The organism is uncultured Virgibacillus sp. (genome assembly GCF_947495635.1).
GTDB classification, from domain to species: Bacteria; Bacillota; Bacilli; order Bacillales; family Amphibacillaceae; genus Virgibacillus; species Virgibacillus salarius.
Genome location: NZ_CANMAB010000062.1, coordinates 1 through 23,278 on the forward strand (window position 1 = coordinate 1; position 23,278 = coordinate 23,278).

General features: G+C 31.7%; 15 protein-coding genes and 1 pseudogene. All 16 read left to right on the top strand.

Annotated elements, in window-relative coordinates; genetic code table 11:
• Nucleotides 1-184: 184 nt before the first annotated feature.
• On the top strand, nucleotides 185-310 hold the full coding sequence (locus Q1A47_RS13370) for a hypothetical protein (RefSeq protein ID WP_255637642.1): 126 nt from the start codon (nucleotides 185-187) through the stop codon (nucleotides 308-310).
• Nucleotides 307-558: a hypothetical protein gene (locus Q1A47_RS13375; RefSeq protein WP_026679837.1), complete on the top strand. Its 252-nt coding sequence runs from the start codon at nucleotides 307-309 to the stop codon at nucleotides 556-558. The genes Q1A47_RS13370 and Q1A47_RS13375 overlap by 4 nt, the downstream gene beginning before the upstream one ends.
• Nucleotides 559-662: 104 nt before the next feature.
• The gene (locus tag Q1A47_RS13380; protein WP_121603928.1) at nucleotides 663-1,202 is read left to right on the top strand and encodes a DUF1572 family protein; all 540 of its coding nucleotides are present in this window, start codon (nucleotides 663-665) and stop codon (nucleotides 1,200-1,202) included.
• 578 nt (nucleotides 1,203-1,780) lie between these two features.
• A complete protein-coding gene (locus Q1A47_RS13385) occupies nucleotides 1,781-3,241 on the top strand; it encodes an APC family permease (RefSeq protein ID WP_166530812.1) in 1,461 nt (486 codons plus the stop codon).
• Between the two features lie 143 nt (nucleotides 3,242-3,384).
• Nucleotides 3,385-4,116 carry a glycerophosphodiester phosphodiesterase family protein gene (locus Q1A47_RS13390; RefSeq protein ID WP_026679834.1) on the top strand — a complete coding sequence of 244 codons (732 nt, stop codon included), beginning with the start codon at nucleotides 3,385-3,387 and terminating at the stop codon, nucleotides 4,114-4,116.
• 169 nt (nucleotides 4,117-4,285) lie between these two features.
• Nucleotides 4,286-5,485, top strand: coding sequence for a glycosyltransferase family 4 protein (locus tag Q1A47_RS13395; protein WP_166530813.1), 1,200 nt, complete (start codon nucleotides 4,286-4,288; stop codon nucleotides 5,483-5,485).
• A gap of 11 nt (nucleotides 5,486-5,496) precedes the next feature.
• A complete protein-coding gene (locus Q1A47_RS13400) occupies nucleotides 5,497-6,777 on the top strand; it encodes a glycosyltransferase (protein ID WP_034678369.1) in 1,281 nt (426 codons plus the stop codon).
• Between the two features lie 31 nt (nucleotides 6,778-6,808).
• Nucleotides 6,809-8,065: a nucleotide sugar dehydrogenase gene (locus Q1A47_RS13405; protein ID WP_026679831.1), complete on the top strand. Its 1,257-nt coding sequence runs from the start codon at nucleotides 6,809-6,811 to the stop codon at nucleotides 8,063-8,065.
• A gap of 24 nt (nucleotides 8,066-8,089) precedes the next feature.
• Nucleotides 8,090-8,917 carry an ABC transporter permease gene (locus Q1A47_RS13410; RefSeq protein ID WP_026679830.1) on the top strand — a complete coding sequence of 276 codons (828 nt, stop codon included), beginning with the start codon at nucleotides 8,090-8,092 and terminating at the stop codon, nucleotides 8,915-8,917.
• A gap of 16 nt (nucleotides 8,918-8,933) precedes the next feature.
• Nucleotides 8,934-9,845, top strand: a complete 912-nt coding sequence (locus Q1A47_RS13415; RefSeq protein WP_034678367.1) for an ABC transporter ATP-binding protein — start codon at nucleotides 8,934-8,936, stop codon at nucleotides 9,843-9,845.
• A gap of 371 nt (nucleotides 9,846-10,216) precedes the next feature.
• Nucleotides 10,217-12,256: a glycosyltransferase gene (locus Q1A47_RS13420; RefSeq protein WP_051388242.1), complete on the top strand. Its 2,040-nt coding sequence runs from the start codon at nucleotides 10,217-10,219 to the stop codon at nucleotides 12,254-12,256.
• A 19-nt stretch (nucleotides 12,257-12,275) separates the two neighbouring features.
• The gene (locus Q1A47_RS13425; protein WP_166530814.1) at nucleotides 12,276-14,390 is read left to right on the top strand and encodes a glycosyltransferase; all 2,115 of its coding nucleotides are present in this window, start codon (nucleotides 12,276-12,278) and stop codon (nucleotides 14,388-14,390) included.
• Between the two features lie 605 nt (nucleotides 14,391-14,995).
• The gene (locus tag Q1A47_RS13430) at nucleotides 14,996-17,161 is read left to right on the top strand and encodes an alginate lyase family protein (RefSeq protein WP_051388240.1); all 2,166 of its coding nucleotides are present in this window, start codon (nucleotides 14,996-14,998) and stop codon (nucleotides 17,159-17,161) included.
• A 239-nt stretch (nucleotides 17,162-17,400) separates the two neighbouring features.
• Nucleotides 17,401-18,420: pseudogene (locus Q1A47_RS13435) on the top strand (transposase); the annotation flags it as partial.
• A gap of 438 nt (nucleotides 18,421-18,858) precedes the next feature.
• On the top strand, nucleotides 18,859-21,936 hold the full coding sequence (locus tag Q1A47_RS13440) for an SH3 domain-containing protein (RefSeq protein WP_246484849.1): 3,078 nt from the start codon (nucleotides 18,859-18,861) through the stop codon (nucleotides 21,934-21,936).
• 166 nt (nucleotides 21,937-22,102) lie between these two features.
• Nucleotides 22,103-23,194, top strand: coding sequence for a glycosyltransferase family 4 protein (locus Q1A47_RS13445; protein WP_026679826.1), 1,092 nt, complete (start codon nucleotides 22,103-22,105; stop codon nucleotides 23,192-23,194).
• Nucleotides 23,195-23,278 lie beyond the last annotated feature (84 nt).

The window sequence follows — 23,278 nt, forward strand, 5'->3', positions numbered from 1 at the left end:
CATAATAGCTACTAGAGGAAGCGTAAATCTGAGCATTTAGTGATAAGGACTGAGCGAATTTTGCTCCGTTTTTCTTAATAAAAGTTGATGGGGAAAAAGATACTGAATTGGATGGTGATATAATTTGAAAACGGTATATTATAGTAGGTAGAAGGTTCATTTTTCCGTTTAAGGAGGCATCGAATTGAAGTGTAACGTATATCTTAAGATTGTTAATGGATTTCCAGTAAGCATTAACAGAATAATTCAGCGATCTTGTCATGAAGAAAGGCAGATGCCAAAACAGAAAAAGTCAGGTGATATATTATGAGTTTAGGTCTTATTCTTTTATTAATTGTATTATTCATCGCAGCATTAGGTGGTACTATTTTTGCATTAAAGCAAGAAGAAAATAAAATGAAGAAGTACGAAGAAGAGGGGCATACGCCTCAGGATGAGCTGGAGCGATCCATTGAATATGAGTCAAAGTCTTTATCATCGAATGTCCCAATATTAACATGGATATACAGTATCACCATTCTTTTAGCTATCTTAGCCTTTGCTATTTATCTTTTTTAACGCTTCTCCAATTTAGATAGAACTACAAAGTGAGATTATAATAGTTCTATCTCGTAACCGATTTAACTTTGAAAAGAAAAAGTAAGCGATGAAAGGAGATACACATGGGAATTGGACAGACGTATTTACAAGTAATCAATAGCCGATTTAATCAGTTGAAGAATCAAGGCGATCGGGCATTGGAGCAATTAGAGGAACCCGATATCCATTGGGTACCTAATGAAGCAGCAAATAGTATTGCTGTTATTGTTAAGCATATGAGTGGAAATATGGTATCCAGATGGACAGATTTTTTAACTAGTGATGGAGAAAAGGAAAATCGAAATAGGGATCAAGAGTTTATTAATACCATTGCCTCTAAGGATGATTTGCTGGAAACATGGGAATACGGTTGGCGTATATTAATCAGCACGCTTCAGAGTTTAAAGGAGGAGGACCTAGAAAAATATGTAACCATCCGATCTCAGTCTTTATCGGTAATCGATGCAATTGAAAGGCAACTAACACACTATTCATCACATATTGGACAAATTCTTTACATAGGTAAACAACTAAAAGGGACGCAATGGCAATCGTTAAGTATTCCTAAGGGAAAGTCAGAGGAATACTTAAAAGAAATGAAGAAAAAACACGGTACAAGTTAATACTAGAGAATAGGAAAGTAGACGACTCTCCTTGACCATAGAATAATCCAGACTCTTCTTCAATCTGATAAAGGTGAAGGAGAGTCTTCGTTATGATTAGAGAAGAATCTTGTTATATCTGATTCTTCTCTTTTTGATGTTGATAAATAGGGTCGTGTTGCGCCGCGGCCAGCTCCAGTGTACAGAAACGAGGCGACTTCACAAATCGCCCTACGAAAAGTCATCATCGGCTCGCAAGCTCACCGTTATTCCTTAATGTAGAAAATTTACTTACGTAACGTGGATGGTGATCCGACAGATAACATGTTTATTCGATATAAAAGAAGGGTACCACTATCTATCTGTAGTTTTCCATTAGACATTATTGCTTATGCAAGGTTATGTAGGTGAGGAAATAAGTCGAAATGGCTCATAATTTAACTACGTTTGCGATGGTGGTGACTATATGCCTCGATTAAAGTCTATGTCTTGCTATATAGAGGAATATGGAATTTGTTTAATAATCAGACAATGTGATAGAATTCTACAGGTGTGTAAACATCTTAGGTCAAAGGACCAAGAAAAAAAGGAGATCAATCATGGAAGAAAGAACGACGCTGAAAAAATCTTTAAAGGCTCATTGGGTTTGGGCGATAGCTTTAGGGTCATCGATAGGTTGGGGGGCTTTTGTTCAACCAACGACATGGATGTCCACAGCAGGACCAATGGGAGTAATTATCGGCTTCGGTATTGGTGCTTTATTAATGATGCTTATAGCAGTTAGCTATGGTTTCCTTATAAAAAGTTTTCCTGTATCAGGTGGAGAGTTTGCGTATGCATTTATTAGTTTAGGTCGTACGCATGCATTTATAAGTGGATGGTTTTTAACCCTAGGATATATATGTATTGTCGCGTTAAACGCTTCGGCATTTGCGTTAATGTTTAAGTTTGTTTTTCCAGCACTTATTGAAAATTTACCCCTATATCAAGTAGCTGGTTGGGATGTTTATGGAATGGAGATCATTATCGCTTCGGTTGCGCTCGGTACATTTGGTTCTTTTAACGTTAGAGGGACAGGCTTATCAGGGCGTATGCAATTTATCTTTTGTAGTATTATGATTCTAAGTATTGTAGCAATAACCTTTATGGTTGGTGGGCAGCCAGGTGCTGGCCTTTCCAATGTGCAACCATTTTTTCCTACTGAAACGACAGCATTTGCAGCCATTATTTCTATCGTAGCAATTGCGCCTTGGGCATATGTTGGTTTTGATAATGTTCCACAGGCAGCAGAAGAGTTTCACTTTTCATCTAAAAAGGCCTTTTCGTTAATCATACTTGCCATTTTCTTTGCTGCGGTATTATACAGTCTCATGATCATCGCAACGGCAATGATTCAACCTTGGCAGGGTTTAGTGGCCGAAAGTCATGTGTGGGATACAGGCGCTGCAATTCAAGAGCTATTGGGGACAATGGGACTTGTGCTACTTGTTACCGCTTTAACAATGGGAGTATTTACTGGACTGAACGGTTTTATTATTTCATCAAGTCGTCTGTTATTTGCAATGTCACGTGCAAAGATTTTACCAGAAGTCTTTTCAAAGCTTCACCCAAAATATAAAACACCTTATGTAGGAATTATATTTACTGTAGTTGTATCTGCATTCGCTCCTTGGTTTGGGCGAGAAGCATTACTATGGGTAGTGGATATGTCTTCTGTAGGTGTAACGATTGCTTATTTCTATACATGCTACACGGCTTTCACTTTGTTTAAAACAAAAAAAGACAAAAGCTTTGATCCGAAAAAGCACGCTGTGTCGCCATTTAAAAAAACGGTCTCAGCAGTTGGAATGCTAGCAAGCTTGGTTTTCCTAGCTTTATTATTAATACCTGGATCACCAGCATTTCTTGGCATCCAATCACGGATTGCTTTAGCAGCATGGATTGGATTAGGTGTGATTTTTTATTTTGCAAAACGAACGGAATTTAATAAGATTCCTAAAGAGGAATTAAATTATTTGATTCTCGGATCGAAGAAAATTGAAGCAAAAAATCGAAGTTAACGATGGAAAACCTGTTAGGAGTCACTTTAGAGTGAACTAACAGGTTTTTTACATAAAATTTACACTAAAATTATAATAGCTTCATAAAAATCATTTACACTCTTAGTTAAGAGGATATAAAATCTAGCAAAAGGAGAGTATTAATGCGTATACGAGGGATTGGTCATAGAGGATATCCTGCAAAGTACCCGGAGAACACCAAGTCTTCTTTTCAAGCTGCTATTGATTTAAATTATACTCATATTGAACTTGATGTACACTTAAGCAAAGATGGGATACCAGTTGTTATGCATGATCATAAAATTGATCGAATGACAAACGGTAAAGGAGAAATAAGAGAGTATACTCTTAAAGAATTACGGAATTTTACAATAAATGATATGGAAGTTATTCCTACTTTGGAAGAGGTATTATTAATTGCAAAAGACCGTGTAACAGTATCAATAGAATTAAAAAATCCAAAGCTATATAATAATATGGAAGAAATTGTGTGCTCGGTAATAGAAGATACGAATATGATGGATCAAGTCTATATCATATCATTTGATCAACAAGCATTAATGCGGCTCCGTAATATTTCTGATAAACTCGAAATTGGTTTATTAGTTAATAAGTTCAAGCGTTCTCACTTTCGTACAATTGAAAAATTAGGTGCCAAATATATTGCTGTGCGCTACGATGGTATCAAGGAATCCTATATAAATAAATGTGAGCAAAAAGGCATTCAATTGATTGTTTGGACAGTAAACAGCATGGAGAGCATGGAATATTATAACCAATTTCCTTCCGTACTGGTTACAACGGATGAATTAGAAAAATATTGTAGTGTTAGTAAAATAAAATTAGCAAATGACTTGGAAGAAGTAAATGCTTAACCGTATGAGAGTGTTAATTTAGACTTCATATGTAAGCTAAGCCCTTGTTTATCCACACAAGGGTTTCTTTCATGTTCAGTGGGTTTAAAGTGCAAAATTTAATCTTATCGAAAAATGTTAAATTGTGATAAAATGTATTAGGTATGCATTTCCAATTAGGAGCGTTAAAATGACAAAGAAAGTTTTAATTATGACACAGAACTTCTATCCTGTCATCGGAAGTGCGGGTAATAGGATGAAGAATATATTTCAATTATTGAATGATAAGGGCATTGAAACACATGTATTGACAACAGAGCCTGCCTATCCAAATAAAAACTTATATAAGGATGACATGTTTTGGGATGATCCACATTTAAATAAAAGTTCAGATAAAATTATAAGAGTTCCCATTAAAAATAAGAAGTTTTCTAATCGTATATTTAGTCGTTTATTTTTATATATAGAAATAATGTTTCGTTTTTTACATAGGCTCTGGAAATTAAAAAATGAGAAATATGATTATATATACGTAACTACGCCCCCTATATTTATTGTATTTGCCGCACTTCTAGGTAATTTAGTTGTTAAATCAAAAATAATTCTGGAAGTAAGAGATTTATGGCCTGACAGTTTAATTGGAGTAAAAACATTCGATCATCCAATCATTATTAAATTTTTTCGTATGTTAGAACGGAAAATGTACCGAATGGCCAACTATATTGTGATAAACAGTAAAGGATTTGAGCAGCATATTAAAGCGAGTTTAGATGTAAATAAGCATTCTTTAATTTATTTGCCAAACGGTCCAAGAATTCATGAGATTGTTAAAGAAAAGTCGAATAGGGAAGAATTCCGTGTTGTATATACAGGGAATTTAGGACTGGCTCAAGATATTGAGCACTTGAAGCACGTTGCTAGTTTATTACAGGAGCATAATATACGGTTCGACGTTTTAGGTTATGGAATGAAAGCAGAGGAATTCATCCATTATATAGAACAAAATCAGCTAACGAATGTATATATGCATAAGCCAACGACACGCAAAAAGAGTCTGGAACTGATCGAACAATGTGATGTAGCTATTGCTTTATTAAATGATAATGAGGTGTTTGATACAGTGCTACCCGGCAAAGTCATTGATTATATGACCTGTAGAACACCAATCATAGCGGGGATTAAAGGAACCGCAGCTCAAGTAATTGAAGATAATAAAACAGGATTTGTTTTTGATCAGGATAATGTACGTGGTATGGTAGATAAGGTTTTATCCTTAAAAGCAAATCCAAACGAAAGAAAACAATTAGCTGATAATTGTACAAAAACAGTTTCTAAATATTTTTTATGGGAAAGCAATATTGAAAAAATAGTAGAGATTATATATGAATAAGAGGTTATTTGATGAAAAGAGTAGGTATGTTTGTTTGGAATCACTTTACAAATGATGCAAGAGTACTGAGAGAATGCACCAGTCTTTCGAATAATGGGTATGATGTAGAATTAATCTGTATTGATGATCCCAATGATCCAGATGTACAAAAATATGAAGAAATAAACGATCATTTTCGAGTGTATCGTATGCAACGCTACCCCAAGACTTTATTGTTTTTACAGAAGGCATACCGCTTTGCACTAGGAAAGAAATGGCCACTTGTTCCTTTGCTTGTCATTTGGGGATTTTTAGTTTATTTATTACCTTGGGTGATTATTCCTTTAACGATCATTGTGGGGTTGTTGCTGAAAACGAAAGTAAGAGTAATATGGATTAGAAGTGCATTAATTCTACGAATGATCTGGAAGGGCTATCGAGGGAATTATGATATTTATCATTCCAACGACCTTAACACACTTCCGCAAGGATATATCAGTTCAAAATGGAGGATAAAGAAGAAACCTTTAATTTATGATTCGCATGAAGTGCAAACAAGTAGAACAGGTTATGATAGTCCATGGTATAGACGGTTTGAAAATTTTTTCATAAAACGAATGGATAGTATGATTGTAGAAAATGACACACGAGCAAAGTTTAATGAGGATTTATATGGCTTTTATCCTCATGTATTGCATAATTATCCATCACTTCATATACAGCAGGTGCATGAAAAGGTGGATCTACACGAAATGTTGCAGTTGCCTAAGGATGAGAAAATTTTGTTATATCAAGGTGGTATTCAAGCAGGTAGAGGCCTTGAAAAATTAATTGAAGCATTTCCGAAATTCCATGAGGGTACACTCGTATTTATAGGAGATGGAAAGATTAAAGAAAAACTTATACAGATGGTAAGTGATCGAAATTTGCAAGAGAAAATAAGATTTATCGCTAAAGTGCCTGTTCGGGAGCTACCAAAGTATACAAAAAACGCTTATTTAGGATTTCAGGTGTTAAATAATATTAACTTTAATCATTGGTCAGCATCATCCAATAAATTATTTGAGTATATGATGAATGAGGTTCCAGTTATAGCTTGTAATTTCCCTGAAATTAAACGAGCAGTTGAAGAAAGTGAAGTAGGGATCACGATCGATCCGCATGACCCAGATGAAATAGCAAAAGGAGTAAACGAGTTGTTGGAAAACCCAGACAAGCGTGATTTTTTTAGCAGCAATTGCAAAAATGCTCGAAAAAAGTATAATTGGGAAATAGAGCAACATCGATTACTTGAAGTATATAAAAAATATTAATTTTTACAAAAAGAGAAAGAAGGGTATAATGTTGAAACTTTGTACTGTAGGATTAGGATATATTGGATTGCCAACTTCTATTATGTTTGCAAATCATGATGTAGAGGTATTGGGTGTTGATGTGAAAAGGGAAGCTGTAGAAATGTTGAATAATGGGCAAATTCACATAGAAGAGCCAGGATTACAGGAAGCACTAGAAAAGGCGATTGCTTCTGGTAATTTTAAAGCATCTCTTGAACCGCAGCCTGCAGATGTTTTTATTATTGCAGTACCGACACCAAATAATAATGATCAGTTTAAGTCAGCTGATTTAAGCTATGTTATGCAAGCAACAGAAAATATAATTCCTTTCTTAGAAAAAGGGAATGTTGTCATCGTTGAATCAACCATTGCACCTCGAACAATGGATGATTTTGTAAAGCCTAAATTGGAGGAAGCAGGCTTCGTTATTGGTGAAGATATTTTCTTAGTACATTGTCCAGAACGAGTTTTACCAGGTCAAATATTACATGAATTAATACACAATAATAGGATTGTTGGTGGTCTGACACCAATGTGTACAGAAAAAGGAGCAGAGGTTTATCAAACTTTTGTTCAAGGAGAAATTATAAAGACGAATGCGCGTACTGCGGAGATGTCTAAGTTAATGGAAAATACATTCAGAGATGTAAATATTGCATTAGCTAATGAATTAACAAAAGTGTGCAATGAGCTAAATATTAATGCTTTAGAGGTTATTGAAATGGCAAACAAGCACCCGCGTGTTAATTTGCATACCCCTGGTCCAGGTGTAGGTGGCCACTGTCTTGCTGTAGACCCTTACTTCATTATTGCTAAAGCACCAGAACAAGCAAAATTGATTAATTTATCAAGACAAATTAACAAGTCTATGCCAGAATTTGTAATTAATTCTGTTGAAAAACTATTAGCTAAGCGTAATGGTAAGAAGATTACAGTATTTGGTTTAACCTATAAAGGAAATGTCGATGATATAAGAGAAAGTCCTGCAATGGATATCTATGAAGCGTTACATGCACGTCCTGAATATGATGTTGTAGCATATGATCCACATGTGAAGTTAAGCTTTGTCGAAAATGATCTAGAGAAAGCATTGGATGGATCTGATTTAGTATTGGTATTAAGTGATCATAATGAATTTAAAGATTTAACAAGTGCATATTTTGGAAAAATGAACACACCTCAAGTACTAGATACGAAAAATGTAGTGCAGGAGCATCCTGAAGAGATACAATACATTAACTTCGGAAATCTTTATAAGTATCTTTAATCCTAGGTAAAGGAAGCATTCTATATGTTTAAAGCAATTAGACAAGTATTAAAAGAGCAATTTAAATATAGAGATTTAATTTTTCGTATGGCTTCATTTGAAGTAAAGGGTACCCATCAAATACATTACTTAGGTTCCTTTTGGCAATTCCTAAATCCAGCAATTCAAATAGCTATATATTGGTTTGTTTTTGGGATTGGTCTGAGGGGAGGAGCAGATGTAGGAAATACGCCATTCTTTTTATGGTTAATTATAGGTTTAATTCCATGGTTTTTTATAGCACCAACAGTAACTCAAGGATCTAACAGTGTTCATCAAAAAATTGGTCTTGTTTCAAAAATGAATTTTCCAGTTAGTCTTTTACCGACAATACGAATTGTAAGTAATAGCTACCAATTCTTTGCAATGCTAGCTCTGCTTATTGTCGTATCATTATTATACAGAATACCTCTATCAATATACACAATACAAATTATTTATTATACTATTAGTATGTATGTGTTTTTATTTGCTTTTGCATTGGTAAGTTCAACTATTTCTACTTTAATAAGAGATTTTCAAGTATTATTGCAATCTTTAATGCGAATGTTGTTTTATTTAACTCCAATTCTATGGAGTACAGATTTAATTATTGAAAAGTTTAATAAATGGGGATATATTATCGAAAACATATTAAAATTGAATCCTTTTTATTATATTATTGAAGGGTTTCGGGATTCAATTTTGGGGAGATCTTGGTTTTTCGAAGATCCTATTTATATGGGTTATTTTTGGGTATTTACTTTTGCATTATTATACTTTGGTTCAATGTTACACTTGAAATTCAGAAAAAATTTCATGGATTACATGTAATAAAAGGAATGGGAAAATGAAGAAAAAAGTAGAATTAAAAAATGTATATAAATCCTTTGATTTGTATAGTAAGAAATCTGAAAAACTCTTAAATTTACTCTCCCTGAAAAAAGAAGATGGTAAACAATTTTTAGCATTACGTGATATTACTTTTGAAATATTTGAAGGCGAAACTGTAGGAATAGTAGGACTAAATGGCTCCGGTAAATCCACTGTTTCCAATATATTAGCTGGTGTTCTTCAACCGACTGAAGGTATTGTAAATATTAAAGGTAAGAGTTCATTAATAGCAATATCAGCTGGTCTAAATAATAATCTTTCAGGCATGGATAATATTAAATTGAAATGCATAATGCTTGGCCTTTCCAAGGAAAAAGTAGAAGAAGTAACCCCATTTATAATTGATTTTGCTGACATAGGTGATTATATCTACCAACCGGTAAAAGAATATTCAAGCGGAATGAAATCACGGTTAGGTTTCGCTATATCTGTACACACTAATCCAGATATCTTAATAATTGATGAAGCCTTGTCTGTAGGGGATAGTACATTTACACAAAAATGTTTAAATAAAATGAAAGAGTTTAAAGAAGAAGGGAAGACAATATTCTTTATAAGTCATTCAGCGAGTCAAATGAAAAGCTTCTGTGAAAAGGTTATTTGGATGCACTATGGACAAATTAAAGAAATAGGGGATTCGGATAAAGTAGTAGATAATTATCAAAAGTTTACAAAATGGTTCAACTCACTAACTGATTTGGAGAAAAAGACGCATAAAAAAGAAATGTTAGATAATCAAATTACAAATGCCGAAATAAATAAAATTAAAACGAAAAAAAAATCATTTGGTTCAATAATAAGGCATAGTCTAGTTGTTATACCCGTAATTATACTGGGTATTCTTCTAGTTTTTAATGGAGTATATTAATTGGTCAAAAAATAAGTTTAATCAAAAAGAAAAGCTAACTCACCACTTAATCAGCTTTTCTTTTTGTGTAATTTCTATACAGATCAATTCTGTTCTCTCAGCTACATAAGAGATTTAGTTCTTGGGTTACTGGAGTAATCCTTTTTAGTAATTAGATAGGTATTAAATTTTTCTGGAATATTTAATAAATTCACTTGATATGAATGTAATCAACATGCTAACCTTATATAGGACAAAAATACTAATTTTAAAATTTATTTTAGATTATATATAATTCTTTATTTAAAATAAATTTTATTCTTTTAATTAACAAGATAATTAATTATATAGTCAAATTTTTTTCATTATTAATAGTGGGGGAACAGTAAAAAATGTTTAAAAATAATATTAATAAAGAAGCGAAATATTCGCTAATTGATATATCCGACGAGTTCTTTAATTTGAATAACTGGAAATATAAGAAAAGGAAGTTAAATTTATTTAAAGGGACTAATAATTCGATAGTTATTGAATCTAAGAATAAAGGAGTAACTTATCTCACACTCTTCGAGAATAACACTAAATTTAAGTCTATAACTCAAAGTGAATACAAGATACTTTTAGATACTCCAAATATTATTGAAATTTCTGGAAAAAAATCAGGTAATATCAAAGCAATTATTTATCTAATTGAGTATGACGAGAATAATAATCGCATAAGTACAAATAGATTTAGATTGAATGATAAGAAAATATTTACTGCTAAGCCAAACAGTACTTATGTTAGGATTGCTATTCGTTTACTTGGGAAGGGCGAAATACAAATAAAGAAATTTAAAACATCAGAATATGGTACGAATAAATCGCTTTTAGAAAACCTAAATGAGAAAAAGAAATTAAAAGATGTAAGAGTGGCTTGTATATTTGACGAATTTAGTATGTCATCTTTTAAAGATATTGTAACATTAATTACTTTTTCACAAAGTAATTGGAGAACAAAGTTAGAATCTGTGAAGCCTGATTTATTAATTGTTGAATCTGCTTGGAAGGGAAATTCAGGAACTTGGGAGTACCAAGTTGGAAAATATAATAATAATAATAATAATGCTAAATTAAAAGAACTTATATATTGGTGTAGAGATAACAATATACCAACTATATTTTGGAATAAAGAAGATCCTGTACATTTTGATAAATTTATTCAATCCGCTACACTTTTTGATTATATCTTTACAACCGATTCAAATATGATTCCAAAATATAGAAGATATGTTGGGCATAATCGTGTAAGAACAATGCAATTTGCTGCGAATCCCAAAATTCATAACCCAATTTCTATAAATGGGAAAAACAAGCGAATATCTTTTGCTGGTTCTTATTATACAAATCGCCATCCTGATCGAAAAAAAGATATGGATGAAATATTATCTGTCGCAAAAAGCTACGGACTTGACATTTTTGATAGAAATTATGACCGTAATAAGAATGGAAATACTGATTTTCAATTTCCAGATTTTCTTAGTAATAATATAAAGGGTTCATTAAAATATAGTGAAATTTATAAAGCTTATAAAGACTATCGTCTTATTTTAAATGTAAATAGTGTTAAATACTCACCTACAATGTTTTCAAGAAGAGTTTTTGAAGGATTGGCTTGTGGAACTCCTATTATAAGTAGTTACTCTACTGGGATAAAAAAAACTTTTTACAATACTGTTACTTTACTGGAAGATCGGAAAGATTTTGAGAAAAGTGTTATTAACCTAATGAATAATGATGAAAATTATCGTAACCTTGCTTTGCAAGGAATTCGAGAAGTGTTTAGAAAACATACATACGAAAAACGTATGGAGTTTATTCTAGATATATTAAATATTGAGTATGAAAAAAATAAGCACGATATCACGATTATATTTTTAATTAATTCTATGGCCGATTTACAAAAGGCAAAGGAAATCGTGGAAAAACAATCATATGAAAATATAAAAATTTTATTATTAACAACTATATTTGATGGTTATGAATTTTTAATTAATAATTATAATTCTATGTATATTTCGACATATATTATCGACTATGCGTATAAATATGAGTTAACCGAAATAATTAAAAGTAAGTACTTCACTATTATGAACTTAAATTATACATACGGTGAAAACTATATTGAAGATTTAGTGTATGCTTGTATTTACTCTGACGCAGATATAATTGGGAAAAAATCGATTTATAGTAATGAAAATTATAGTTATGATAAGTATGAATATCAATATGTAAGCGAAATAGATGAAGACACTGCAGTATTTAATATTAGTGGTATAAAAGGCTATTTGTTAAGGGATATAATTGATCACCGAAAGGAAACAATTCGAAGGCTATTTGGACAACATGGTAAAAGGATATTTAGTAGTGATAAATTTAATATTTTAAAATAGGAAAAAGGAGTAAATAAGTATGAATAACTTGAAGATTTTATTATATGGTGATCAGAACTTAAATATTATGGACGGATCGGCTATTTGGCTAACATCACTAGCAAATATTTTAACATACGATCGATCAGTTGATTTAAGTATTTTACTTAAATCTCCAATTAAGCGAAAACATGTTATAACTAATATACAAAATATTGAAGATATAGAATTTATAAACCCTTTTAAAAGAGAATCAAAAATAATGTTCAAAAATAGCAATAGGATGCAGCCTGAAGAAGCTAGTAAACTAATAGAAAAACTAGATCAAGAAAATGATTATGATTTAATCATAACAAGAGGAAAAATTCTAACAAATCATTGTCTTAATCGTGACTTTTCTAAAAAGTTAATACCTTATATAACTGACTTTAGTTATGATGATAAATCAAAAGATATAAAATTATTTAAAAAAATATACAAGAAATGCCCTAAAATTTTTGTTCAAACTGAAGAAATGAAAAACATGCTGTCTACCAAATTTGGAATTTCTAAGGATATTTTTATAACGCTTCCTCCAACCGTAAATGATTCAAATAAATCCCCATACTTTGGTTATGAGGACTTTTCTATTGTTTACACTGGTAAATTTGCTGAAGATTGGGAAATAATTTCAATGTACGATTCTTTTATAGAGGCAAAAAAACAAGTAGATACTCTCACTTTGAATATCGCTGGGGACAAATTCCAAGGTGGTCTTATAGAACAAAAAGATGAAATTATTGATAAATTCGAAAACACTAAAGGAATTAATTGGGTTGGAGCAGTTTCTCGCTCCGAATCACTAAAATTAATTAAGAGTTCAGACCTTGGTTTTGCGTATAGATCTAAAAAAGTTGATAATAACAATAGTGTAGAATTATCAACAAAATTCTTAGAATATGGAATACAAGGTAAACCGGTTGTTGTAAGAAAAATTAAGCAATACGTAAATTTACTAGGTGATGACTATCCTTTTTATTGTAATAACTATAATGAATTAGTTGAAAAAATTGTACTTGCATTTAGTGATCAGGAGTTATATAAGAAGGGTGCGATTGCTTGTTATAATGCAAGTAAAAAATACCAATTTTCTATAGTAAGTAAATGCATTCTTGATCAATTAAAAAAATTAAAACCCGCAAAAAAGAAGACTATCTTGTTTGCTGGCCATGATTTTAAATTTATTTATTGGTATATTGATTATTGCGAGAAACTAGAGGGGATTAAGGTATTAGTCGACAAATGGTCAGGGCACAACTCACATGATTACCACCGTAGTTTAAATTTACTTAAACAAGCAGACATAATATTTTGTGAATGGGGGTTAGGAAATGCTGAGTTCTATTCTAATAATAAATTAAAAGGTCAATCTTTATTTATTAGAGTGCATAGACAGGAATTAAATAGTAATTATTTAGATAATGTGAATTATACAAATGTAAATAAAGTGATAGCTATTAGTGCACATATTTTTGAAGAATTTAACCGTATAAAAAAAATACCTAGAGAAAAAATGATAATAATACCTAATATGGTGGACGTTGATCGGTTTAAATTACCAAAGAAACAGAATTCGGAATATCATTTAGGTATATTAGGAATATTGCCAAAGTTGAAGAGGCTTGATAGAGCTCTAAGCATATTAGAAAAATTATGTGAAGAGGACGATAAATATAAATTATATATAAAAGGGAAATTACCCGACGAGTTACCCTGGATAAACAATAGGCCAGAAGAGTTATCTTACTATAGACAAGTCTTTGAAAGAATAGAAAAGTCTCCTTGGAAAAATAATATTGTATTTGATCCACATGGAGATGATGTTGCAGATTGGTTTTCAAATATAAATTATATTCTATCTACTTCGGAAATTGAGAGTTTCCATCTTGCTCCGATGGAAGGTATGGCTAGTGGTGCAATACCTGTTGTTTTTAATTGGCCAGGTGCAGAAACATTATATCCCAAAGAAAATATAGTTAATGGTGTAAATGAAGCAGTTCAGGTTATTCTCAATCATAATCGGAAGAATATTTCCCTATCTGTAAAGTATCAGGGGATAGTAAATAAGTTTGGAAAAGAAACTGTAAAAAAACAATTAAATTCTTTAATGCTATAAAATTAATATCACAAGATTAATTTTATAAATATTAGGTTATGTCCTAGTTAAATAAAGTAACTTTTTAATATAATGAATCGTTATAATTACTTTTTACCACTAATTATAACGATATTTTTTTAGGTAGTGAATAATATTTTAGGTAATTTTTATCTTTTTTATGTTACAATGTAATTTGTTTAATCTTAACAATTATGTTAACTCGCGTTTGAAAGTCTGAATTTTCATTAAATTAATGTCATTGATTTACTAATGGAAAAGTATTGTTTTGATGAAAATACCGGAAAATTCAATAAGTGATAAACGACACACTAAGTAAATATGTTAATTTTGATACTTGAACAAATAATATATGGGCTGTCCAATATGTGGGAAAATATTACGATGAAGATTTAAACTATGCGATGAGGATGGTAGTGTAAAACGGTAGAAAGATTACAGTAGCTGTTCAAGAGAAAGATTTATCATAAATGAGTAGACTGATAAAAGTAAGATCAAGGGGATGCGAGTTGGACCTTAAATCTGAAAGATAAAACTGATTATGAATTATGTATCAAATTTCTTGACATAGATCCAATGTTTTATTAAAGGAGAATAACGTATAGATGAATAAGAAGAATAGGAATCCATTTATGGTTACTAAAAATGTCTCTATATCGTTGAAAAAGGATGGAAAGCTTGTACGGGTTGGGGTTTTATTAAAAGGTCATCGATTTAAAGGTATAGAAGACTACGGGAATTGGTATAAAGTTAATTTTGGTAATGAGATAGGTTTCGTATGGAAAGATGGTACCAAACCGGTCGAACAAAAAAAAATTATCTTTTCTCTATATAGGCAGGTCGATATACTGAAGTTAAAGAGTAATAAGATAAAAGGTAACTTGATTTTTTTAATTGAGACCTCAGTTTATAACTCTATGACTGATTTTCGTCCTATTGCTAAAATAAAAGCTGCTCAACAATTGCATTTTCTAAAAAAAATCAACAAAGATTGGTATTTGTTAGAATTTGCAGGGAGGAAAGGATATGTGAAGAGCAGGAATGTTTTAGAACAAGGAAAAATTAAGTTTAAAATTCAACATAACCCTTATATAAACATTATAAGGAAATATTTAGTTATTTCACCTCTTAATCAAAATAGCAAAAAAGTTAATGATAATGGTATGATTAAAGCTGCTAATCTTATTTTAAATGATAAAATAAAATTTCCGAAATACAATAATGGTATTCCAATGAATTATAGGGATGGCATAGACTGGACTAAAGGATCTGGAGTTGATAATGAACATCAACGATCTTTTTTAAGACAATTACATGGTTTGTTTTTTATAAATGATTTAGCTAAAGCTTATTATTTGAGTGAGGAAGAAACTTTAAGGAGAAAATACATAAATAAAGGTTTTGAAATAATAAAGGATTGGAAAATAAATAATCCTTATCATAATCCTAAGCATAGTATGGCTTGGCATGATGAGGGTACTGCTAGAAGACTAACTACTTTAGTTAATTTTTTTGAGGCAGGAAAAGAGGTTTTAACTAATGAGCAAAAAATTGAGCTCTTTAAATTGATGATATTCCATGCTGATTTATTGATGGATGATTCATTTTATTCGAAAAATACAAATCATGGAATGTTCCAGGATGCTAGCTTAATTGTTTTCAGCAAATATTTTTATGATTTCAAACCATTTAGTAATTATTATAACCTTGCAGTGAAAAGGTTAAATAATTATTTTGATACTTTAATTTCAGAGGATGGTGTTCATCTAGAACACTCACCTAGTTATCATCAAACAACAGCTGGTTCTATAAGAGCATATGGAAACACATTAAACGAATTTGGTGATAGTGATATGGCTAATATTTTTTTAAATAAGTATAACAAAATGGCTAACTACGCTATACATGTTATTAAGCCTGATGGTAAATGGCCACTAATTGCGGATACTTATGCAAGTGATAAGGTACTATATAATTTTTGGGTGGATAATCCTTATTATCGATATGCAGTAACAAGTGGGAAACAAGGAAAACAACCAATTACTACTAATGCTGTTTTTCCTGATGCAGACTATGCAATTTTCAGAGATAGTTGGAGTAATAATGGGACATATATCTTTTTTACTGCAGCGTACCATACAAACTATCATAAACATTCAGATGATTTAAGTTTATGGATTTATAACAATGAAGACATTATTATTGAGGCGGGTCCACATAGTTATACTTTAAGTAATCCAGTAACTAAATATGCTTATTCATCATTTGCTCATAATACTTTAATAGTAGATGATAAAGGATTACCAAGAGTGGATGAAAAAGTTAATCATACCTACATTAAAGAATATAATTTAGAAAATAAACAGTTACCTACAGTTACTGGTGTTAATGAGAGATATGATGGAGTTATTCATGAGAGAAAAGTAACCTATGATAAAGACGATGAAGTAATTACTGTTATAGATGGTGTATCATCAGATACAACTTATAATTATAAATTACTTTGGCATTTGGCACCTAACATAATGCCTAGTATAGATTATAATAAAAATGAGATTACACTTAAAAAGAATGGAAATACTATGATGGTTATACAAGTCAATAGTGATGTGGAGCTTACCATTTCAAACGTATACGGTGATGAAAACGAAGTTTTTAAAAGTTGGACTTTTGATAATACTAGAGACGGAGTTATTATTGATGTACACACATTGATAATCGAAGTAGAAGCATCAAAAGCAGAATTAAATACTTCATTCATAATATATTAATTTAAAATATTAAGTTAGTTTTATCGAAAAGGAAGGAGCCGGGACAAAACCCAGTAGAATCTGATTGGTGAGTGCCATTTTTAATAATTTTTGTACGCAAAAAGGATACCTTAAGTTAAAGTACCACCCAAAACAGAATCGGAGATATCCTTATATTTAAACATTATAACATGAATCAAACAATTTTGCCGCTAGATTTAGAATCAGACTTCAAGAAAATGATATAGCTTCCGCCATTCATCATGTCATAGAGATTATCCCAGAAGAAGCAATTTTTTATTGATGGAACGAATATCGAAGCCAATGCCAATTTGATAGAGAAGCCCAATCAAATGTATGAAGAACTAATGGAAAAAGAAATTATTCCAGAAATGAATCCGGAAAGTCCGGAGGAACTGTCAGCAAAGGAACTCGCAAACGTTGTGGACTTCAAGGTGGAACCATATGATCAACAAATCGTAGCGGGCGAAGACGTAACTGAACGTAAGGAGCTTCGCTCCAAGCGTAAGGCACCTAAAAAATATCACAAACACTCTAAGGATTATGTAAAGTGCAAACAGGAATATGAAAACGATATGACTATATTCGGAGAACGAATTCCAAAACGGATCATGATGCCATATTTATGCGAATGAAAGATGGGGGTATGAAGAACGACCAACTCTAGGCAGGGTATAATGTGCAAATTGCGACAGAAGGACCGCACTCACTCGCTTACGATTTATTTCCCAATCCAACCGATACACGTACACTTTTTCCATTTCTAGATAAAGTTGAGAAAGGGTTCAACCACCTACCTAACTATATCGTCGCTGATGCAGGATATGGAAGCGAACAAAATTATGAAGATATCCTGACCAATCGAAAACGAACTCTATTAATTACTTATAACATGTATCGGAAAGAAAAAGATATATAAGCAGGATGTTTTTCACAGTAAAAGCATCATCTTCTTGATTGTATTGCCAGTTGGTCAGACTTTTAAAGTCTACGATCTGAAGACTGTTCGGGCTGTCTATTACGCTCCCAATGTACGAAAGCAAAAGAAGGAAAGAATCGAAAGATTTACTATAATGAGAAATGGGAAAGCAAAGCGTAAAATAGATGTAGAACCAGTCTTCGGATTTTTGAGGGCTAATTTTGCATTTCACTCGTATGTCGGTGAGAGGCAAAGAAAACGACATGAAAATGAATTAGGATTCTCCTTTATGGCGGTAAACTTGAGAAAGTACACCGCCTCACAGCTAATGGCACACTAAATCATAAATTCATTCATTAAAAAAGATTCCGATTATCACAAATAACGACAATCAGAATCTTTTTTAATGTTTTGGACTAGTTTCGTCATAACCCCTTAAAAATTTTTTAGAAAGGTATTCTTGTTCTAGTGTTTTAGAAAGTAATAGGATATGAGGAAAAATTAACTTCGATGGATACAACGCTCTATTTGTGACCTATATATCCATCCAAATTTAGTAAGTATAAAACATAAGTTAGGGTATAGCGGTGATGAAATCTAAAGATGTGAAATTATTTAGAAGAATTAATGTTATAAATAGGTCTATTTAACTAATAGGATGAAGCTCATAAATCAACTTGTATAATAATATAGATTTGCAATTTATATTGTAATCATGAAGTTATTATAATATAATTACAATGATTCTGATAGATTCTTAAACGGAAAGAGGAATTATATGAAAAAGATTTTATCAAAAGTAAGTATTCTGTTCATTATTTTAGTTATATTTACTCATTATTTTCCTTTAAATGGGCTTTATGGCCCATATAATTTAATGGCACAGGCTGCAGATAGTAACGATCATCAATTGTATCAGGTTATCGAACCAATAGAACTAGAGAATGGTATTATTCTAGAGGAGGCAACTTTCTTATATGGAAATGAGGTAAAAAGTAAAGATAAGATAGAAATCCAATATGCAGATACATATATATCTATTGATAAAGACAACCTTATAGCTGTTAAAGTTAACAATACAGAAAATGAATTACCAAAGTATATAGAATTTGAGAAAGCAAAAACAGAAGAAGAGAAAAGTATATCTGATACTGAATACACTTCACTTTATTCTTTATATCCTGATGAGGAAGAGCGAGGTACCTTTGATGGAAAAAGAGTAGATTATCCAGTTTATAAAAATGAAGTAGGGGTAAATGTTATTTACTTGGGGAATGTGGAATTCTATTTAAGTAAAGAAGATAGAAAAGTAATTTTTGACAAATCTCTCAAAGAAGGCACTATGGAATCCAATAATACAGAGATGGGAGAAGGAGAAAAAGATGATTCTGAACAAAACAATGCAGAGAATGAAGAGATTATCTCTGACCAAGAAATAAATAAAAAAGACTCAGAAACTATAGACTCAGATAATACAGAAGGAGAAAAAGCAGAAGAAGATACTTCAGAACAAAACAATGCGGAAACGGAAGGAAATGATGTAGAAAGCGAAAAGAACATCTCTGATTATGAAGTAAATAAAGTTGTTGAAGAGGACATAGGCGAAAGAAAAAATCAAAGTGAAAAACTAAGAGAAGAAGAGAACAGAGTTATTCATGAAAAAACCACTTTTTCTACTATAAATAATACTTGGGAAAATACATCTGCGAACTATTTTAAAGTAGTAGAGAACAAACTATCAGTCTATTCTAAAGGGAACAAAAAAGTACTAGGGACGCTGGAAGAGGGTCAAGTGTATCCAATTAAAACAGATTATGGGAATTGGCATCAAATTCAGTACGGTTCTGATTATGGTTATGTTTATAAACCTTCTACCATACCGGATGACGGTAAAACTTTGAAGAATGAAAATACAAAATATATAAACTCAAATCAAACCTTCGTAACATTAAGAGAAGTTCCTATCTATGATAATAGTACGGGGGAATTAGTACAATTTGGTGCAATTAGTGAAGGTGAAAGATATCCGATAGTGTCGGATTATGGAAGTGATTGGTCTAGAGTAATTTTTGCTGATAGAGTAGGATATGTTTTAAATTCAAATGTTAGAAAAGAATTTGTCGGTGAGGAAAAGTATTTCCAAGTGCTAACTAATAATTTACCAGTTTACGATAATAGGTCTGGTAGTTTAAAGGAGGTTGGTACCCTTACTAAAGGACAAGTTTATGAAATTGTTTCAGATTATGGGAATTGGCACAAGATTCAGTTTAACAATTATTATGGATACGTATATAAGGCAAATACTGTTCCTTCAAGTGGGGATTATATTAATAATAAAAATATTTCTTATGAGCATAGCAACAGTACCTTCACTACAAAACAGGAAGTTGTTATTTATGATAATAGTAGCGGTCATCTAAAACCTTTTGGTACTATAAAAAAAGGCCAAACCTATCATATAGCAAGTGATTATGGAAATTGGTTAAGAATTATTTTTGCTGATAGAATTGGTTATGTATATAAGGATTATGTTGAATTGAATTTTGATGAAAGTATAAGTTATTTTAAAGTTCAAGTTGATAATCTACCAGTTTATGATAATAGTGGGGGCAGTTTGGTCGAAATTGGTCAGTTAAGAAAAAATCAGGTATATCCAAGAGTCAGCAGCTATGGCGAAAATTGGCACAAAGTTAGATTTGGTGATGGTTATGGTTACGTTTATTCGAAAAGTACAACTCCCGGTAGTAAATCGAGTATAAAGAATCTTAATACCAAATACACAACACAAAATGTGAAAATAAAACCTATAAAAGATGTAGAAGTTATGGATAATTCAACAGGTAAATTAGTACCTTTTGGAAAACTTAAAAAAGGAATAATATATCCTATAGCAACGGATTATGGTAATTGGTGGCGTGTTATATACTTAGATCGTGTAGGATATGTAAGAAAAAGTGAAGTAGAAATATTTGGAGTAGAAAAGACTAAATATGATATATCCTTATCAGAAGCTGTAGACATACAAATGAAAGCCAATCCCCAAACAGATAAGGAATATGATACGTTTGTATCTAAGAGTTATATTAAAAATGGAAAGGTAACCGCTAGTACTTTAAATGTGAGAGGTGGACCAAGCACAAGCTATTGGGTAGTTGGTCAACTTAAAGAAGGTGCGAAAGTTACTATTATTAATGAAGTAAATGGATGGTATCAAATTGAATTTACTAATAGTAGACAATGGGTAAATGCTAGTCCTGAAGATATAGAGTACTATTTAAACCCTAATAATTTTATTAATGATGAAAGACAACAATTCCAATTTTTAGATTTAGCTAGATCTAGTGATGCAACTGCATCGACTCTAAATAAATTCTTATTAGGTAAGGGAATATTAGAAGGTAAAGGTCAAGCATTTATTGATGCCAGTAGAGTCAATGGAGTTAATGATATTTATCTGGTTTCACATGCTTTACTTGAAACTGGAAATGGGACTTCAACATTGGCAAATGGTGTAGAATATAAAGGGAAAATTGTCTATAACATGTATGGTATAGGTGCTAACGATGGATGTGCCATAACATGTGGAGCTGCAAAGGCATATAAAGAAGGATGGACAACACCATATAAGGCGATTGTTGGAGGTGCGCAATTTATAGGTAATGAGTATATAAAATCTGGGCAAAATACGCTATATAAAATGCGTTGGAATCCAGCTTCCATGTCAAAGAATGGATATGCATCTCATCAATATGCTACTGACATTGGATGGGCATCTAAGCAAATTTATACTATGTATAATTTATACAAGCAGTTAGATTCATATACTTTATATCTAGATATACCTGAATACAATTAAATACCTTTAAACTGAAAAAGCCATCATTTGAATTCATTAATGATGGCTTTTTTCAATGAAGCAATGAAAATGTAAAACCTTTACATCTCTAATAGAATTAAAACAATTTCTATGATAAAATAATCTAGAATGAATAATGTAAACATGAACTAAGTAGGTGCTACATATGTTCCATCCAATGGAAATGATAATAGGATTTATTATATCAGTGGTAACGGCTTTAATTGTAACACCTTTGGTGAAAAAGTTGGCATTTAAGCTGTATGCAGTAGATAAGCCAGATAATAAGAGGAAAAACCATGATGGTGTAAAAGCTAGCTTAGGTGGGTTGTCTATATTTATAGGTGCTGCGGCTGGTTTTTTATACTTACAGCCTGAACACCCTCAGATGTATGCCATTATAATTGGTGCAGTTATCATGCTACTTACAGGGTTGCTTGATGATATATTGGAATTAAAGCCATTTTATAAACTAATTGGACAGTTAACTGCTTCTTTCGTTGTTGTTTCATCAGGGTTGATCATAGAGAAATTAACAGTACCTTTTTTCGGTACGGTATACTTAGAAGGAATTGCTTATATTGTTACGATATTATGGATTGTAGGAGCGTCCAATGCTATTAACTTTATTGATGGCTTAGACGGCTTAGCGGCAGGTGTTTCCGCTATTGGATTATCTAGTATTCTAGTTATGGCAATAATGGATTACAGACTTGTTGTCGCCTATTTATCTGTTATTTTAATTGGGGGTTGTATTGGCTTTCTATTCCATAATTTCTACCCTGCAAAGATTTTTATGGGAGATACAGGAGCCTTATTTCTTGGTTACTGCATTGCAGTAGTATCTATGTTAGGCTTATTTAAAAATGTTGCCCTTTTTAGCTTTATCATCCCAATTATTGTCATTGCTATACCAGTTTTTGATACACTCTTAGCTATAGTTAGAAGGATAATAAATAGACAAGGAATTGCAACTGCTGACAAAAAACATATTCATTATCAGCTTATTAAGATGGGATATAGTCATAGAACAGCTGTTTTGATCATTTATGGATTTAGTGCATTCTTTGGTATATTAGCAATTACTTTTAACAGCAGTACAATGCAAGCATCTCTAATTTTATTTGGTGTAGTCTTGATAGGTATGCAGGTGATAGCTGAATTAGCAGGCATGGTGCTAGAAGGACAACAGCCACTATTAAGTAGTTTTAGAAAATTGTTTGGGATAAAAAAGGCAAAAGCTAATAAAATTGACTAGTAAAAAGGGGGCTGGGACAAAACCCAGTAACTGAAAAAAGTGGTACGCCAATTTAGGGCGTATCACTTTTTTTACTTTTTTCAA

Excerpts from the sequence above, each read along its gene's own strand:
- Q1A47_RS13395 (WP_166530813.1), top strand. The coding sequence starts at position 4,286 with ATGACAAAGAAAGTTTTAATTATGACACAGAACTTCTATCCTGTCATC.
- Q1A47_RS13380 (WP_121603928.1), top strand. The coding sequence starts at position 663 with ATGGGAATTGGACAGACGTATTTACAAGTAATCAATAGCCGATTTAAT.
- Q1A47_RS13425 (WP_166530814.1), top strand. The coding sequence starts at position 12,276 with ATGAATAACTTGAAGATTTTATTATATGGTGATCAGAACTTAAATATT.
- Q1A47_RS13440 (WP_246484849.1), top strand. The coding sequence starts at position 18,859 with ATGAAAAAGATTTTATCAAAAGTAAGTATTCTGTTCATTATTTTAGTT.
- Q1A47_RS13445 (WP_026679826.1), top strand. The coding sequence starts at position 22,103 with ATGTTCCATCCAATGGAAATGATAATAGGATTTATTATATCAGTGGTA.
- Q1A47_RS13400 (WP_034678369.1), top strand. The coding sequence starts at position 5,497 with ATGAAAAGAGTAGGTATGTTTGTTTGGAATCACTTTACAAATGATGCA.
- Q1A47_RS13375 (WP_026679837.1), top strand. The coding sequence starts at position 307 with ATGAGTTTAGGTCTTATTCTTTTATTAATTGTATTATTCATCGCAGCA.
- Q1A47_RS13420 (WP_051388242.1), top strand. The coding sequence starts at position 10,217 with ATGTTTAAAAATAATATTAATAAAGAAGCGAAATATTCGCTAATTGAT.
- Q1A47_RS13415 (WP_034678367.1), top strand. The coding sequence starts at position 8,934 with ATGAAGAAAAAAGTAGAATTAAAAAATGTATATAAATCCTTTGATTTG.
- Q1A47_RS13390 (WP_026679834.1), top strand. The coding sequence starts at position 3,385 with ATGCGTATACGAGGGATTGGTCATAGAGGATATCCTGCAAAGTACCCG.
- Q1A47_RS13410 (WP_026679830.1), top strand. The coding sequence starts at position 8,090 with ATGTTTAAAGCAATTAGACAAGTATTAAAAGAGCAATTTAAATATAGA.
- Q1A47_RS13385 (WP_166530812.1), top strand. The coding sequence starts at position 1,781 with ATGGAAGAAAGAACGACGCTGAAAAAATCTTTAAAGGCTCATTGGGTT.
- Q1A47_RS13430 (WP_051388240.1), top strand. The coding sequence starts at position 14,996 with ATGAATAAGAAGAATAGGAATCCATTTATGGTTACTAAAAATGTCTCT.